The organism is Spongiibacter thalassae, from assembly GCF_012272835.1.
In the GTDB taxonomy this organism is placed as follows: Bacteria; Pseudomonadota; Gammaproteobacteria; order Pseudomonadales; family Spongiibacteraceae; genus Spongiibacter; species Spongiibacter thalassae.
In genome coordinates, this window is the sequence record NZ_JAAWWK010000002.1 from 92,719 (window position 1) to 107,873 (window position 15,155).

General features: G+C 56.6%; 19 protein-coding genes. 18 read left to right on the forward strand and 1 reads right to left on the reverse strand.

Features of this window, described 5'->3' with window-relative positions; genetic code table 11:
• The first annotated feature begins 108 nt into the window (after positions 1-108).
• From HCU74_RS04575 to ybgF, 15 genes are all read left to right on the forward strand, one after another.
• A complete protein-coding gene (locus tag HCU74_RS04575) occupies positions 109-576 on the forward strand; it encodes an HIT domain-containing protein (protein ID WP_168449251.1) in 468 nt (155 codons plus the stop codon).
• A 246-nt stretch (positions 577-822) separates the two neighbouring features.
• Positions 823-1,212: an HU family DNA-binding protein gene (locus HCU74_RS04580; RefSeq protein ID WP_168449252.1), complete on the forward strand. Its 390-nt coding sequence runs from the start codon at positions 823-825 to the stop codon at positions 1,210-1,212.
• Between the two features lie 209 nt (positions 1,213-1,421).
• Positions 1,422-1,679, forward strand: coding sequence for an FmdB family zinc ribbon protein (locus HCU74_RS04585; protein ID WP_168449253.1), 258 nt, complete (start codon positions 1,422-1,424; stop codon positions 1,677-1,679).
• Between the two features lie 54 nt (positions 1,680-1,733).
• The gene (gene aspS / locus HCU74_RS04590; protein ID WP_168449254.1) at positions 1,734-3,503 is read left to right on the forward strand and encodes an aspartate--tRNA ligase; all 1,770 of its coding nucleotides are present in this window, start codon (positions 1,734-1,736) and stop codon (positions 3,501-3,503) included.
• A 58-nt stretch (positions 3,504-3,561) separates the two neighbouring features.
• Positions 3,562-4,308, forward strand: coding sequence for a YebC/PmpR family DNA-binding transcriptional regulator (locus tag HCU74_RS04595; protein ID WP_168449255.1), 747 nt, complete (start codon positions 3,562-3,564; stop codon positions 4,306-4,308).
• A gap of 84 nt (positions 4,309-4,392) precedes the next feature.
• Positions 4,393-4,935: a crossover junction endodeoxyribonuclease RuvC gene (ruvC, locus tag HCU74_RS04600; protein WP_168449256.1), complete on the forward strand. Its 543-nt coding sequence runs from the start codon at positions 4,393-4,395 to the stop codon at positions 4,933-4,935.
• Complete coding sequence (ruvA, locus tag HCU74_RS04605; RefSeq protein WP_168449257.1) at positions 4,932-5,531, forward strand: Holliday junction branch migration protein RuvA; 600 nt, start codon at positions 4,932-4,934, stop codon at positions 5,529-5,531. The genes ruvC and ruvA overlap by 4 nt, the downstream gene beginning before the upstream one ends.
• Positions 5,532-5,543: 12 nt before the next feature.
• Positions 5,544-6,575 (forward strand): Holliday junction branch migration DNA helicase RuvB, encoded by a 1,032-nt coding sequence (gene ruvB, locus HCU74_RS04610; protein ID WP_168449258.1) that lies wholly within the window; start codon positions 5,544-5,546, stop codon positions 6,573-6,575.
• Entirely contained in the window at positions 6,575-6,991 is a 417-nt protein-coding gene (gene ybgC, locus HCU74_RS04615) for a tol-pal system-associated acyl-CoA thioesterase (protein ID WP_168449259.1), read from the forward strand. Before ruvB ends, ybgC begins: the two co-directional genes overlap by 1 nt.
• A gap of 83 nt (positions 6,992-7,074) precedes the next feature.
• Entirely contained in the window at positions 7,075-7,749 is a 675-nt protein-coding gene (tolQ, locus tag HCU74_RS04620) for a protein TolQ (RefSeq protein ID WP_168449260.1), read from the forward strand.
• Between the two features lie 11 nt (positions 7,750-7,760).
• Positions 7,761-8,201 (forward strand): protein TolR, encoded by a 441-nt coding sequence (gene tolR / locus HCU74_RS04625; RefSeq protein WP_168449261.1) that lies wholly within the window; start codon positions 7,761-7,763, stop codon positions 8,199-8,201.
• 5 nt (positions 8,202-8,206) lie between these two features.
• Positions 8,207-8,974 carry an energy transducer TonB gene (locus HCU74_RS04630; protein WP_168449262.1) on the forward strand — a complete coding sequence of 256 codons (768 nt, stop codon included), beginning with the start codon at positions 8,207-8,209 and terminating at the stop codon, positions 8,972-8,974.
• Positions 8,974-10,263 carry a Tol-Pal system beta propeller repeat protein TolB gene (tolB, locus tag HCU74_RS04635; RefSeq protein ID WP_168449263.1) on the forward strand — a complete coding sequence of 430 codons (1,290 nt, stop codon included), beginning with the start codon at positions 8,974-8,976 and terminating at the stop codon, positions 10,261-10,263. Before HCU74_RS04630 ends, tolB begins: the two co-directional genes overlap by 1 nt.
• A gap of 83 nt (positions 10,264-10,346) precedes the next feature.
• Positions 10,347-10,838, forward strand: coding sequence for an OmpA family protein (locus tag HCU74_RS04640; RefSeq protein ID WP_168449264.1), 492 nt, complete (start codon positions 10,347-10,349; stop codon positions 10,836-10,838).
• Positions 10,839-10,854: 16 nt separating this feature from the next.
• A complete protein-coding gene (gene ybgF, locus HCU74_RS04645; RefSeq protein WP_168449265.1) occupies positions 10,855-11,688 on the forward strand; it encodes a tol-pal system protein YbgF in 834 nt (277 codons plus the stop codon).
• Between the two features lie 66 nt (positions 11,689-11,754).
• Here the strand turns inward: ybgF and HCU74_RS04650 are convergent, their stop codons facing one another.
• Positions 11,755-12,045, reverse strand: a complete 291-nt coding sequence (locus HCU74_RS04650) for a DUF1244 domain-containing protein (protein ID WP_168449266.1) — start codon at positions 12,043-12,045, stop codon at positions 11,755-11,757.
• Between the two features lie 119 nt (positions 12,046-12,164).
• Here HCU74_RS04650 and HCU74_RS19735 point away from each other — a divergent pair, with 119 nt between their 5' ends.
• From HCU74_RS19735 to HCU74_RS04665, 3 genes are all read left to right on the forward strand, one after another.
• Positions 12,165-12,737, forward strand: a complete 573-nt coding sequence (locus HCU74_RS19735; RefSeq protein WP_210425122.1) for a hypothetical protein — start codon at positions 12,165-12,167, stop codon at positions 12,735-12,737.
• A gap of 194 nt (positions 12,738-12,931) precedes the next feature.
• Positions 12,932-13,717, forward strand: a complete 786-nt coding sequence (locus tag HCU74_RS04660; protein WP_168449267.1) for an SDR family NAD(P)-dependent oxidoreductase — start codon at positions 12,932-12,934, stop codon at positions 13,715-13,717.
• Positions 13,718-13,822: 105 nt separating this feature from the next.
• Positions 13,823-14,869 carry an SIS domain-containing protein gene (locus tag HCU74_RS04665; RefSeq protein ID WP_210425123.1) on the forward strand — a complete coding sequence of 349 codons (1,047 nt, stop codon included), beginning with the start codon at positions 13,823-13,825 and terminating at the stop codon, positions 14,867-14,869.
• Positions 14,870-15,155 lie beyond the last annotated feature (286 nt).

Genomic DNA, 15,155 nt, shown 5'->3' on the forward strand with positions numbered 1-15,155 from the left:
AACGGATATCTGGCCTTAAAAGCTGCGGGATGAAGTGCCGGCATTTTACGATTGATAGACAGTCTGGTACAGGGTTAATCCTTACCGTGTAAGACAGGAGACGGAATTATGTTTGAACTGCACAATCAATTGGCGGCAGATACAGTCGAACTCGGTGACTTGCCGCTGTGCCGGGTGTTGTTGATGAATGACAGTCAGTATCCCTGGTTAATTCTGGTACCGCGCCGGGAGGGCTTGCGCGAGCTATACGAACTGAGTGAGCAGGACAGGCAGCAGTTCGTGCTGGAGTCGGACCTGGTGTCGCGAATCCTGGCCACTGTGTTTGCTGCGGAGAAACTGAATGTCGCGGCCCTGGGCAATATGGTGCCGCAGCTGCATGTGCATCATATTGCCCGGTATCGCGCCGATGTGGCCTGGCCAAAACCGGTGTGGGGTCAGTTTCCCGCCAAGCCGTACACTGATGAAGCATTGCAAAGTCGCTGTGAGCAGTTGGTCAAGGCGCTCTCTGCTGCGCCGGACTTTTGTCCAAAAACTAACGCCTGGCCATTATCGGACGCGGGGCGAAAATTTGAGTGATTGGGCGGAGCAACGGGAAAAAGTGTGTGAATAGGCTATAAAATAAGTATTAAATTGGTCGCTGATGCTGAAAACCCCTTGTTTTGTACGGTGCAATGGATTATAGGTATCGGCAGGCACAATTTGCGTTGGCGGTTGGCCCGGTTTCCAATAGCTGTTCAGGTGCTGGTGGCGGGGTGAATTGGCACAGTGCTGTACCGGAAAAGAGCAACAATAAACTCTAATGTGATTACAGGACCTATTCCTATGGCGACAAAAAAAGCTGCTCCAAAGAAAGCTGCCGCTAAGGCAAAAACTGCTGCGGCTCCGAAGCGCAAAACCACTGCGTTGAGTGAGAAAATGACCAAAACGCAAATTCTTACTGAAATTGCGACGAACACCGATTTGACGCGCAAGCAGGTGGCAGACGTGCTGGAAGAGCTGGAGATCCTCATCGAGCGCAGCATCAAGAAGCGCGCACTGGGTGAGTTCACCATTCCAGGGTTGATGAAAATCACCACAGTGAAAAAGCCTGCGACCAAGGCGCGTAAGGGCATCAACCCCTTCACCGGTGAAGAAACCACCTTCAAGGCCAAACCTGCCAGTGTGGCGGTCAAGGTTCGCCCGCTGAAAAAGCTCAAGGATTTCGCCGCCTGATTTCCTTGCGGTGGCGCGTTACCGCGCCGCCGCTTCCGTTTCCCCCCTGTGGTTTCTGCTATTTCCCTGTTGTTTCCCCATAGCTGCCATTGAGTTTCACCCCCTCCGTTTATTCACAGCCCCGCTTTGCGTTATAATCGCGCTCTTTTTTTGACCGACGGGTTTTCCTGAGGCTCAGACTACGGCGATTTTGTCTTGGGAGGTTTCCAATGCCGATTTACGAATATCAATGCCAGGCTTGCCAGCATGAAATGGAAGCGTTGCAGAAAATGAGCGACCCCGCCTTGGTGGCTTGCCCGGAGTGCAAGGCCGACAAGTTGGTGAAGAAGATCTCAGCCGCAGGATTTCGCCTGAAGGGCGGCGGTTGGTACGAGACCGACTTCAAATCCGGCGGCAGCAAGAAAAACCTGGCGGGGGATGCCGGCTCTTCATCGGGCGGCGGCTCGTCGAGCAGCTCAGACAGCTAATTTCAGGGGCCGGACGACCGGCCCGTCAATGACTTAACACAGCGGGAATATCAAATGCGCAGCCATTATTGCGGGAGCCTCGGTAGCGAGAACATCGATCAGGAAGTCACCATATGTGGATGGGTGGATCGCCGCCGCGACCACGGTGGGGTGATATTCCTAGATATGCGGGATCGCGAGGGTATTGTGCAGGTGGTCTTTGACCCCGACACCGAGGAACACTTTGCCACCGCCGACCGCGTGCGCAGTGAATATGTACTGAAAATACGTGGTCGTGTCCGTGCCCGCGACGGTGCCACGGTCAACGCCAATATGAAAACCGGCGAAATCGAAGTGCTGGGTAAGGAAATCGAGATTCTCAATGAGTCCGAAACACCGCCCTTCCAACTGGATGACCACACCGAAGTGGGTGAGGACGTGCGTCTGCGCTACCGCTACCTGGACCTGCGTCGCCCGCAAATCGCCGACAAGCTGCGCCTGCGTGCGCGGATTACCTCAGTGCTGCGCCGCTATATGGACGAGCAGGGCTTTCTGGATATTGAAACGCCCATTTTGACCCGCGCGACACCAGAGGGTGCACGGGACTACCTGGTGCCCAGCCGTACCCACTCGGGCAAATTCTTTGCACTGCCCCAGTCGCCCCAGCTGTTCAAGCAGTTGCTGATGGTGTCGGGCTTTGATCGTTATTACCAGATTGCCAAGTGTTTCCGCGACGAAGACCTGCGCGCTGACCGCCAGCCGGAATTTACCCAGATTGATATCGAAACCTCGTTCATGGACGACAAGGCGATAATGGCGGTTGCCGAGGGCATGATTCGCGATCTGTTCAAAGAAGTGATGGGACTCGACCTGGGGGACTTCCCACAAATGCCTTATTCCGAGGCGATGTCGCGTTTCGGCAGCGACAAGCCAGACCTGCGTATTCCGCTGGAGCTGGTAGATGTGGGTGACCTGATGACCGAGGTCGATTTCAAAGTGTTCTCCGGCCCAGCGAAAAACCCCAAGGGGCGTGTGGCAGCACTGAAAGTGCCCGGTGGTAACGACAAACTCAGCCGCAAGCAGATTGACGATTACACCAAGTACGTGGGTATTTATGGCGCCAAGGGGCTGGCCTACATCAAGGTCAACGATAAGTCGGATCTGGAAGGCGGCCTGCAATCTCCTATCGTCAAATTCCTGCCGGAACCGGTGCGCGCCGCCATTCTGGAGCGGGTGGGTGCTGACAATGGCGACCTGATTTTCTTTGGTGCCGACAGCGCCAAAGTGGTCAATGAAGCACTCGGCGCACTGCGCTGCAAACTCGGCGAAGACCTCAACCTGTACACTGCGCCCTGGGCGCCGTTGTGGGTGGTGGACTTCCCGATGTTTGAGGAAGACGGCAACGGTGGTTTGACCTCGCTGCACCACCCCTTCACCGCGCCGTCCTGCTCGCCGGAAGAGCTGGAAAAAGCACCCGCTGACGCGCTGTCGATCGCTTATGACATGGTGCTCAACGGCACTGAGCTGGGTGGCGGTTCGGTGCGTATCCATCGCCCCGCGATGCAGGAAGCGGTATTCCGCGTACTGGGTATTGGCGACGAGGAAGCCCGTGAGAAGTTCGGCTTCCTGCTCGACGCACTGAAGTACGGCGCACCACCGCATGCGGGTCTGGCCTTCGGCCTTGATCGTCTGGTGATGTTGATGAGCGGTGCGCGCTCCATTCGCGACGTTATCGCCTTCCCCAAAACCCAGAGTGCGGCCTGTGTGATGACCGATGCACCGGGAGTGGTGGAAACCCGTCAGCTGAGCGAGCTGAGCATTCGCGTGCGCAAGAACGAAGAGTAAGTCGAAAAAACGGCATGCCCCGGCGGCGTTTCGGGGCGTGCCGCGCAAGAGGTAGTGTATGGCTGGGCACAGTAAATGGGCCAATATCAAACACCGCAAAGCCGCGCAGGATGCTAAGCGTGGCAAAATTTTCACCAAGCTGATTCGCGAGTTGGTGGTCGCCGCACGAGCCGGTGGGCCGCTGCCCGAGGACAATCCCCGTCTGCGCGCCGCCGTGGACAAGGCTCTCGGTGCCAACATGAAGCGTGACACCATTGATAAAGCCATCGCCCGGGGTGCGGGCAATGCCGAAGGCGACAATTACGACGAGATCACCTACGAGGGCTATGGCCCAGGTGGGGTAGCAATCTATGTCGAGTGCATGACCGACAATCGCAATCGCACGGTGGCTGAGGTGCGTCACGCCTTTTCCAGACGTGGTGGCAATCTGGGTACCGACGGCTCCGTGGCCTATCTGTTTACCCGCCTGGGTCAGCTGGTGTTTGCCCCGGGTGTCGACGAAGAACAGTTATTGGAGCTGGCGCTTGAAGCCGGTGCGGAGGACGTGATTCTCCATGAGGATGGCAGCGCCGAAGTCCTGACGCCCTGGGAGTCCTTTCACAGTGTTAAGGACGCCCTTGAAGCCGCGGGCCTGGCCAGCGACAGCGCTGATATTGTGATGCAGCCTGGCACCACTGTCGTGCTGGATCGCGCAGGTGCCGAGAGCGTGCTCGGCTTGATCGAGATGCTTGAAGATCTCGACGATGTACAAAACGTTTACAGCAACGCCGAGATTCCCGACGACATCCTCGACGAACTTTCCTGAGTCGAGCCGATTCCGCCTGCGGGTCGTTGTCATTTCACGCACTGTTCTGTGCATAATAGGGTAACGATTCGACCGCGACCCAATATGACAATCATTCTTGGTATAGACCCCGGCTCGCAGAAGACCGGTTTTGGTCTTATTTCAGTAGAGGGGCACAAACACCGCTATTTAAGTAGCGGTGTCATTCGCTTGCCCCAGTCAGCCCTGCCGGAACGGCTGGATATTATTTTTCGTAATTTAACCACAATTATCGACGAATACCGTCCCGATGAAGCCGCGGTGGAAGAGGTATTTATGGCCAAAAGTGCCGGCTCTGCCCTGAAACTGGGGCAGGCTCGGGGCGCGGCAATTGTCGCCTGTGTCGCCGCTGACTTGCTGGTAGCGGAATATACGGCGCGGCAAATCAAAAAGGCCGTGGTGGGCAGTGGTGCCGCCGACAAAACCCAGATCCAGCATATGGTGAAAATTCTGCTGAATCTCCCCGCGGCTCCCCAGGAAGATGCCGCCGATGCACTGGCGGCGGCAATCTGCCACGCCAATGCTCGACAGGGCCTGAGCAATATGTCCGAACCCATGGCCGCCCCACGTTTGCGCCGGGGACGGCTCTCTAATAAGGTAAATTCATGATCTCTCGTTTGCGCGGTGTTCTGATTGAAAAGCAGGCGCCGGAAATTGTGCTCGACGTCAATGGCGTCGGCTACGAAGTATTGGTGCCCATGACCACCTTATACGACCTACCGCCACTCGGCGGCGAGGTGGTACTGTACACCCAGTTTATTGTTCGCGAAGATGCCCAAACCCTGTTTGGCTTTGGCGATACCCGGGCGCGGGAACTGTTCCGCAACCTGATAAAGGTAAACGGCGTCGGCCCCAAACTTGCTTTAACAGTGATGTCGGGCATTGATAGCGACGACTTTGTGCGTTGTGTGCACGAGGGCGATGCGGCGGCGCTGGTGCGCTTGCCGGGAGTGGGTAAAAAAACTGCCGAGCGGCTGATTATGGAAATGCGCGACCGTCTGGAAAGCTGGGCGCCGGCACTGGGCGACGCACCGGCGAAACCCTCGGCGCCGTCAGCGTCGGCGGTGATTGCCGAAGCCGAGTCTGCACTGGTGGCGCTGGGTTACAAACCCCAGGAAGCGAGCAAAGCGATCAGCGCGCTGGACAGCGACGGTGTGAGCAGCGAGGCGCTGATACGGGCGGCTCTCAAGAATATGATCAGGTAGGGGCGGGGCATCATGATAGAAGTGGATCGGCTGGTTGCGCCGCAGCCGGTAGAGGCGGCGGAGGAGCGCTTTGACCGGGCGATACGGCCCAAGACCCTGTCGGATTATATCGGCCAACCGGCGGTGCGTGAGCAAATGGATATTTTTGTGAGCGCGGCACGCAAGCGCGGTGAGCCGCTGGATCACACCTTGATTTTCGGGCCGCCGGGCTTGGGCAAAACGACCCTGGCGAATATTTTGGCCAATGAAATGGGCGTGGCGCTGCGCACGACCTCCGGGCCGGTATTGGAAAAAGCCGGTGATCTCGCAGCGCTGATGACCAACCTGGATGCCGGGGACGTATTGTTTATCGACGAGATTCATCGCCTCAGCCCCCATATTGAAGAAATTCTTTATCCCGCGATGGAAGATTATCAGCTGGATATCATGATTGGAGAGGGCCCGGCTGCGCGCTCGATCAAGCTGGATTTGCCGCCCTTTACCCTTGTTGGCGCAACGACCCGGGCAGGTCTGCTGACCTCTCCATTGCGCGACCGATTCGGCATAGTGCAGCGCCTGGAGTTTTACGGGGTGGACGACCTGTCGACCATAGTTGCCCGCTCGGCGGCCATTCTTGGTATGACACTGGATAGTGCCGGGGCGGTGGAGATTGCCCGGCGCTCACGGGGAACACCGCGGATCGCGAATCGCCTGCTGCGGCGGGTGCGGGACTTCGCCGAGGTCAAGGCCGATGGCCATGTCAGTGCAGATATCGCCGATCAAGCCCTCAGTATGCTCAACGTTGACAGCAGCGGCTTCGACCACCTCGACCGTCGTCTGCTGCTGGCCATGATCGAAAAGTTTGATGGCGGCCCGGTGGGCATCGACAGCCTGGCGGCGGCCATCAGCGAAGAGCGGGGCACAATCGAAGATGTGCTCGAGCCCTATCTGATTCAGCAGGGCTATATTATGCGTACGCCCCGGGGCAGGGTGCTCACCGCTCACGCCTATCTACACTTTGGCCTGGAATTTCCCGGTAATACTACCGGTGAGGATGGTCTCTAGTGGAATTCGCCTTGCCCGTGAGGGTCTACATCGAAGACACGGATGCTGGCGGTATTGTATTTTACGTCAACTATCTCAAATACATGGAGCGCGCCCGAACCGAATATATGCGTGCACAGGGCGTAGCCAAGGCGGCGCTGGGTGACGACGGTTCGCTGCTGGTAGTGCGCAGTGTAGACATTCGCTACCGCCAGTCGGCGCGGCTGGATGACGAGCTGCAGGTCACTGCCGAAATTATTTCGCTGCGACCTGTGGCACTTATCTTCAAGCAGTGTGTCTATCGCGGCGCGCAGTTGCTGTGCGAGGCCGATGTCGAGATCGCCTGTGTGGACGCTGACAGCGGCCGGCCCAAACGCCTGCCTGCGGTGGTGCGTGAGCAGTTGGCGGCGCTGGAATTGGCAGCGGCTGACCGGTAACAAGGTCAGTGTAAAAGACAAACGTATATTTGAATGACTCCTGGTAATCAGGCGAAGAACAACACCAATTAAGGGGAATGCACGTGGATCAGGACCTGTCCATTATTACACTGGTTAGCCAGGCCAGTATTTTCGTTCAGGCTATTATGGCGGTATTGGTATTGGCGTCGGTGGTGTCGTGGTATTTCATCGTACAGCGCATGACCTACTTCGGTAATGCCGAGCGGGAGATGAAGCGCTTTGAATCCCGATTCTGGGGCGGTACTGATCTGAATAGCATGTACGAAGAGGGAACAAACTCCCAGCGTATGGCGGTGGGTATGGAGAGTATCTTTCGCGCCGGCTACAAGGAATTCACCCGCATGGCTCCGCGCAAGGTCGATTCCGATGCCATTATGGAAGCCTGTGAACGGGCGATGCGGGTGGCATTGTCCCGGGAAGAGGAGCGTCTGGAAGCCAATCTGCCATTTCTGGCGACCGTGGGCTCGACCAGTCCCTACATCGGTCTGCTGGGTACAGTTTGGGGGATCATGGGCTCGTTCCACGGCCTGGGGCAGGTACAGCAGGCGACCCTGGCCACGGTGGCACCGGGTATTTCCGAGGCCCTTGTGGCGACTGCCATGGGTTTGATCGCCGCGATTCCGGCGGTGGTGTCCTACAACCGTTTCTCGTCAAAGGTCGACAACCTCAGCGGCAAATATGAAACCTTTGCTGAAGAGTTCTCCAGTATCCTGCATCGTCAGGTCCATGTACGTTGAGGAATGGGCCGATGAAACGTCGTGTAAAACGAAAACCCATGTCGGACATCAACGTCGTGCCCTACATCGACGTGATGCTGGTGCTGCTGATTGTGTTTATGGTGACAGCGCCTATGTTGGTTCAGGGGGTGCAAGTTGACTTGCCTGAAGCATCCACCGAGCCGGTGCCGCCCACCGACGACGATCCGATTGTGGTGTCGGTCGATGCCAAGGGCCGCTATTACATCAGTCTTGGAGACCCCGACAAGCAGGGGTCTCCGGTCAAGCTGGAGGAAATCGGCGATAAATTGAGCAAAATCCTGCGCAATAAACCGAAAACCCCGGTTATGGTGCGGGGCGATGCGGCGGTGAACTACGGCAGCGTGGTTGCTGCTATGGCGACTCTGCAGGGGGCGGGGGCCAAATCCATCGGCTTGATTACTGAAGAGCCTGTTGCTGCGGGACGGAAATAGCTGCGATGTCTGGTCCACGTCTGATCCCCGCATTGGCTTCCCTCAGCTTGCACGGCGGTGTTGCGGCACTGTTGCTGCTCGGTTTGCCAGGGCTGGATTTGAGCCCTGAGCTTAAGCCGCAGCCGACGGTTATCCATGCCAAGCTGGTGATTGATCAGATACCGCCCAAGGCGGTGTCCAAGCCCAAGCCTGCGCCGCCGGTGAAAAAGCCCGAGCCTGTTCCCGTTGCCAAACCGAAGCCGGCTCCGAAACCCGAGCCGAAACCGGAGCCGAAACCGACGCCGAAGCCCGAACCAAAACCGAAGCCGAAAGAGCCGACAGCGGAAGAACTCAAGAAGCGCGAAGCGGAGAAAAAAGCCGCTGAGGCCGCCAAGCAGCGCAAGCTTCAGGAGGAAATTTTGCGCAAGCAGGAAGCCGAGTTAGCTGCGGCCCTCGCGGCGGAAGACGAGGTGTTCGATGAGGCGGAACAGGTTTCCAGTTATCAGCAGCTGATTTCGGCGCTGGTACAGGGCAACTGGTCGCGCCCGCCTACCGCCAGAAATGGTATGGTGGCCGTTGTCGGCATTGAGACTCTGCCCACAGGCGAAATCAGCAACCAGTACATTGTGGAGAGCAGCGGTAACGAAGCGTTTGACCTGTCGGTGTTGCGAGCGGTGTCCGGGCTGGAGCGCATTGATGAACTGCGCGAGCTTGCCACAACCAATCGCGCGGCCTACGAGCGCAATTTTCGGCGATTCCGATTTAGATTTCAGCCAACTGATCTGAGGCGATAATGTTAGCGAGACTGTTATTTCTGGGAATGATATTGACGATGAGTGTGTTCAGCCACGCTGAACTCACCATTGAAATCAACAAGGGTAATGACGATCCGTTGCCGATCGCGGTGGTGCCCTTCGGCTGGAAGGCTGGGGTCACTCTGCCGGAAGACGTTGGCGCCATCATCGAGAGGGACCTGCATCGCAGCGGTCTGTTCGATCCGCTGAGCCGGGAAGACATGCTCAGCCGTCCGTCAAATGCCAGCGAAGTCTATTTTCGCGACTGGAAAAGTCTCGGTGTGGACTATGTGGTGGTGGGCGAGCTGGCCGTAGAAGGCGGAACTCTGGTGGCGAAGTACGAATTGCTGGACGTCAATACCCAGCGCAGCTTGCTTGCGGGAACAGAAACCCAGCCCGCCAGCCGCAGCCGTTTCCTCGCGCACACCATCAGCGACATGATTTATGAAAAACTCACAAATATTCGCGGAGCTTTCCGCACGGAACTACTCTATGTTTCCGCGGTGAGAGAAGGGAACGATAATTTCCGTTACCGCTTGCTGAAAAGTGATATCGACGGGGCCAACGAAGTGGTTCTGGTGGATAGTAAGCAACCCATTTTGGCGCCGACCTGGGCGCCGGATGGTCAGAGAATCGCCTACGTATCCTTTGAAACCACCCGTCCTGCGATATATTTACATAATTTGGTGAGTAACGAACGGAAACAACTGACCAACTTCCGCGGTCTTAATGGGGCGCCTGCGTTTTCGCCGGATGGTAATAAGCTGGCAATGGTACTGTCGAAAGATGGTAGCCCGGATGTCTATGTGATGGATTTGTCCACTCAGGCATTGCAACGGGTGACCAACCATTTTGCGATAGACACCGAGCCAGCCTGGGCGCCGGACGGCAAGTCGCTGTTCTTTACCTCGGACCGCGGTGGCAAGCCGCAGATCTACAAGGTAGAGCTGGCGACAGGATACGTAGAACGAGTCACCTTTGAGGGGGACTACAACGCTCGAGCCCGAGTTTTGGGAGACGGTTTGGGCCTGGTGATGGTACACAGAGTGAACGGCAATTTTCATATTGCGGTTCAGGATTTCAAGCGCAAGCGTGTTGAAATTCTTACCTCCACCGAGCTTGACGAGTCACCCAGTGTGGCACCGAATGGAAGCATGATGCTCTATGCTACAAAGCATAACGGGCAGGGGGTGTTGGCAGCAGTATCAGTGGACGGCGGTGTGAAATACCGCTTGCCGTCCCGATTCGGAGATGTGCGCGAACCGGCTTGGTCGCCTTATCTGTATTAACAAACGAAGCCGGAAAACCAGAATTAAGCAGATAAATGGTTATCTGCTAATTTATGTAAAACTTGTAAAAAGGGAAAAATGCTATGAAATACCAATCTAAGTTGTTTCTGAGTGTTGCCATGACTGGTGCCCTGCTGACCGGCTGTGCATCTACTGATACAGAGGACAGTGGTCAAAGCAGCGACGTGAGCACCTACTCCGAGCCAACTCAGAGCGTGGACACCTCAGCCTACGAGCGCGAAGAGCCTCAGGTGGCTTTGGAAACTGTGTTTTACTTCGAGTTTGACCAAGCAACTTTGACGTCAAAGGCGCGCGCCGACCTGAATGCCCAGATCCAGCGTTTGAAGAAAACCACTGGCCCCATTCGTCTGGAAGGACATGCTGACGAGCGCGGCACACGGGAATACAATATGGCACTGGGTGAGCGTCGTGCCATGGCGGTTGCAGATTATATGGCAATCAACGGCATTCCCCGTTACCGTATAGAAACCGTCAGCTACGGCGAAGAGCGTCCAGTATCATTTGGACAGTCTGAGTCTTCCTACGCGAAAAACCGTCGCGTTGAGCTGAAGTAATTAACAAGGCGAACTGATGCAATTGAAAAAACAACTGTTGGGGATATCCCTACTAACCCTGTCGGCGGCGGTAGCGGCTCAGGCTCCGGTAGAGGATATCAATGATCGAAATCGTGGTTACCAGTCCGCTGGTGGCATGAACGAAGAGCTCTTCCAGCAGTTGCAGCAGCTCCAGCAGGAAATTATGAGCCTGCGCGGAACGGTTGAAGAGCAGGGGCATCAGATTCGTCAGCTTAAACAGCAGGGCCTTGATCGTTATATCGATATGGATAGACGCATCAGTGCCCTGTCTGGCAGTCCGGCCCAAGGGCCGGCTGACATGGATTCATCGCCAGTTTCTTCACCTGAGGGAGACACTGGCGATGTATCTATACAGGCCAACGTGGCCGCCGGGGCCGAGGTGCCGACCGCGGCCGCCGCAGCGGCAACATCTGGCACGTCAGCTGCAGCGAATGCGCTGACCGGCAGCCCGTCCCAGGATTATGCCAATGCCTATGAGCTGGTGAAAGCGCGCCAATACGCGGCGGCTATCGAGGCTTACAAGGGCTTTGTCGAACGTTACCCCAATGATCGCTATACCCCCAATGCCTGGTATTGGCTGGGCGAGCTTTATATTGCCGTATCACCGAAAAACCTGGTGGCATCCACCCAGGCCTTTCAGAAGTTGCTTGCGGATTACCCCGACAACGGCAAGGTGCCGGCGGCGATGTACAAGCTGGGTACGGTGTACTTTATTCAGGGTGAAAAAGACAAAGCCAAAACCATGCTCACCCATGTGATCGACCGCTACGGCAAAACCGGCAATTCCGCGGTCATCAAAGCTCGGGAATTTCTTCGCCAGAACTATTAATCCCGCCGACCGTTAGCCCGCCAAGGGGCGGGCGTCGTGGTCAGGTCAGGCGTTCACCACCAATGCTCAGGGTTTGTTGGCATTGAATGCTGCCAGCGCCTCGGGGCTACTCTCCTTCTGATATTTTTCCTTCCATTCGCTGTAGGGCATACCGTAAATCCGCTCGCGGGCGGTGTCGTAATCGACCGGCTCGCCCAAATCCTCAGCTGCGGCGGCATACCACTTTGACAGGCAATTGCGGCAGAAGCCGGCCAGATTCATCAAGTCGATATTCTGTACGTCCTTGCGTTCATCCAGATGTTGCAGCAGGCGGCGAAAGGCCGCCGCCTCAATCGCGTCGGTGTTGGTGTCAGTCATGGTCTATGCTCCTTAATGCATCTGCGGAACTGTTCATTTCAAAAAAATTTGCTATGTTAAGTCAACGAACAGACCTCTGCTCGCCATGCCTAATTTAACCGAACGCGGAGCCACATCCTATGACCAAGAAAAAACTGGACCCGGTTGCACTCATAAACCGTGAAATCGAAGCGCTGGAGAGCAAGGTTGAAAAGCTTCGAGAGAAGTTGATGGCGGATGCGGACAATGCGATTGCCAAGGCAAAGGAACAGGCCGAAAAGGCCCGGCAGCGCTTTCAGGAGGAGCAGCAGAAACTCAAGGACTTGCAAGCCAAAGCCCGGACAGAAATGGACGCGACGCTGCAGCGCCAGATCGACAAGGCGAACAAGGCGGTTGAGGGGGCAAAGGAGCTGGAGATAGATGCTCGGGCGCTTATCCTGATGGCCAAGGAACAAATAAAGGAATTACAGGCTGACTACAAGCGCGCCCGCGCGCTGGCCAAGGCAGCGGCTGACGCGGCAAAGGATTTCGATAAGAAAAATCCCCCCGAGAAAAAGGCGCCGGCAAAAAAGACCGCTGCTAAAAAAGCTGCCCCGAAAAAGGCCGCTGCCAAAAAGGCGCCGGCGAAGAAATCTGCGGCCAGGAAAGCTCCCGCCAAAAAGAGTGCTCCGAAAAAAGCTGCAGCCAAAAAGGCCCCCGCTTCAGATAGCTGACATCACCGGTCGGCGCGGGACAGCTGCGCTGTCCCGGTAACTCCCTTTCACCGGTCCCGTGGCATTGTCGCGGGACGGGTGCTTGCCTACTCCTCCGAATGAAGCATGTTCCGGCTTTCCCGTATCGCTATACTGGCAACCGATCCATCTTCGGCCCGGTGCCATCATCCCCAAGAACAGGACAAACTATAACAATGGCTAGTAACACTACAGCAGTGGCATTACCGCGTTTTGCCGACAAAGTGGTCATCGTGACCGGTGCGGGTTCTGGAATCGGCCAAGCGACGGCCCGGCGTATCGCCGCCGAAGGCGGCGCGGTTGTCGCGGTGGATATGAATGAAGCCGGTTTGCAAAAAACGGTGGACAGCATACTGGAGGCCGGTGGTGGCAGTGCCCGCGCCGTCGTATGCTCAGTCGCCAGCGAAGAAAGCGTTAAAGCGCTGATAAGCGGCGTGTTGTCTACCGAAGGCAGAATCGACTCGCTGGTGAATATGGCGGGCATTCTCCGCTCGCTGCCGACCATGGAAACATCTCTGGACCTGTTCCAGCAGGTGCTCAACGTCAACCTGATTGGCACCTTCTTGTGCTGTCGAGAAGCGCTGCCTGCACTGCTGGAGTCAAAGGGCAATATTGTTAACGCCGCATCGACGTCAGCACAGTTTGGTCATCCCTATATGGCGGCCTACGCCGCCAGCAAGGGCGGTGTTTTTGCGTTGACCCGCACCCTCGCCTGGGAATACCTCAAGCAGGGCGTGCGGGTAAACGCCGTCGCGCCGGGTGGCATCATGACGCCTATGGTGGTGGCTCAGGGGGAAAGCATGGGCGGCTTCGACATGGATCTGTTTACCCACCTTTCGCGCCCTGACGGCGTCTTTGGCGCGCCGGAGAGCGTCGCTGCGGTTATCGCCATGCTGGCATCCAACGACGGTGCCCACATGACCGGCGAAATCGTCAAGGTTGATGGTGGCGTGCATAACTGAACTCAATGGGGACAGACCCCTTCGGGGGAACCCTTGCCTGAATGACGTTGTCCTGGTTTGTAGACTATTCTTCAAACATGGCAACTCAGTGAGACAGGGCAGGGTATGGCAACGGACAGCGATAGCGCAGCGCGGGTAGAGCAGAGCCATATGTTTCGCGAGGCCGCTGAGGCGGCTTCGGTTGTGGCCGGCCAGCTCAGCGGTAATCGCGAGGTAATTGCCGACCTGGTGCGCAGGCTGAATGCCCAAAGACCAGGATTTGTCGTCACCTGTTCCCGTGGCAGTTCCAGCACCGCCGCCACCTATGGCAAATACTTGATTGAGAAATATCTGGGCATCCCCACCATGCCCAGCGCTCTGTCCATCAACTCGCTTTATCAAAGTCAGCTGTCGATGACTGGTGCATTATGCCTGGCTATTTCGCAATCGGGCGCGAGTCCGGATATTTTGGCGGCGGCGACCCATGCTCGATCCTGTGGTGCGTTAACGGTGGCGATTACCAACAACAGCGATTCTCCCCTTGCCAGGGTGGCCGATGTAATACTGCCCTTGCTCGCGGGAGAAGAGCACAGCGTTGCCGCGACAAAAACCCATCTGGCCGCCGCCGCTGTGCTGGCGCAGATGGTGGCCGCGTGGTCGGGAGACAAGGCATTAAGCGCCGCTCTGCCGGGCTTGCCCGAGGCGATGAACAAGGCCTGGTCAGTCGATTGGGCGGAGGGTGTGACCGCCCTGTGGCAGACCTCGTCAATGTATGTGATTGGCCGTGGCCTCGGCCTTGGGGCGGCGCAGGAAGCCGCATTAAAGTTCAAGGAATGCTGCGGCATCCATGCTGAAGCATTGAGCGCAGCCGAAGTTCGACACGGCCCGATGGCACTGTTGCGCAAAGCGTTTTCAATAATGGTTCTGGGTCAAAATGACGAATCCCTTGACAGTGTCCTCGCCGTAGCCGCGATGGCCCGAAGCTGTCAGGCCAACCTGGTGTTGGCTGTGCCGGGGTATGCCGACGCCCTGCGGGCCGATCGGTACGAGCCATCGCTGGAGCCCATCCTGCTAACCCAAAGCTGCTATCGGCTACTGGTTGAGCTTGCTTTCGCGCGGGGCTTTGACCCTGATACGCCTATGCATTTGCAGAAAGTGACGAAGACGGTTTGAAGACTGCTTTCAGCCGATGAGTTGCGTTAAATGTGAAGTCAGTGATCTGTTCGTTCATGTGCCTGATGGGTGACCACGGATAGCCAATAGGTCAAATATAGTCATCCTGTGACCAGTGTTCGTACCATATTTGGTCACGGGATGGTCACGTTGCGGTCACAGGGTGGTCACAGCACAAAAATCGCAGGCAAAAAAAAGCACCGCATGTCTGCAGTGCTTTGATTTTCTTCGGAATTTGATGGTGGGCCGTGATGGATTCGAACCATCGACAATTGGTTAAAAGAAA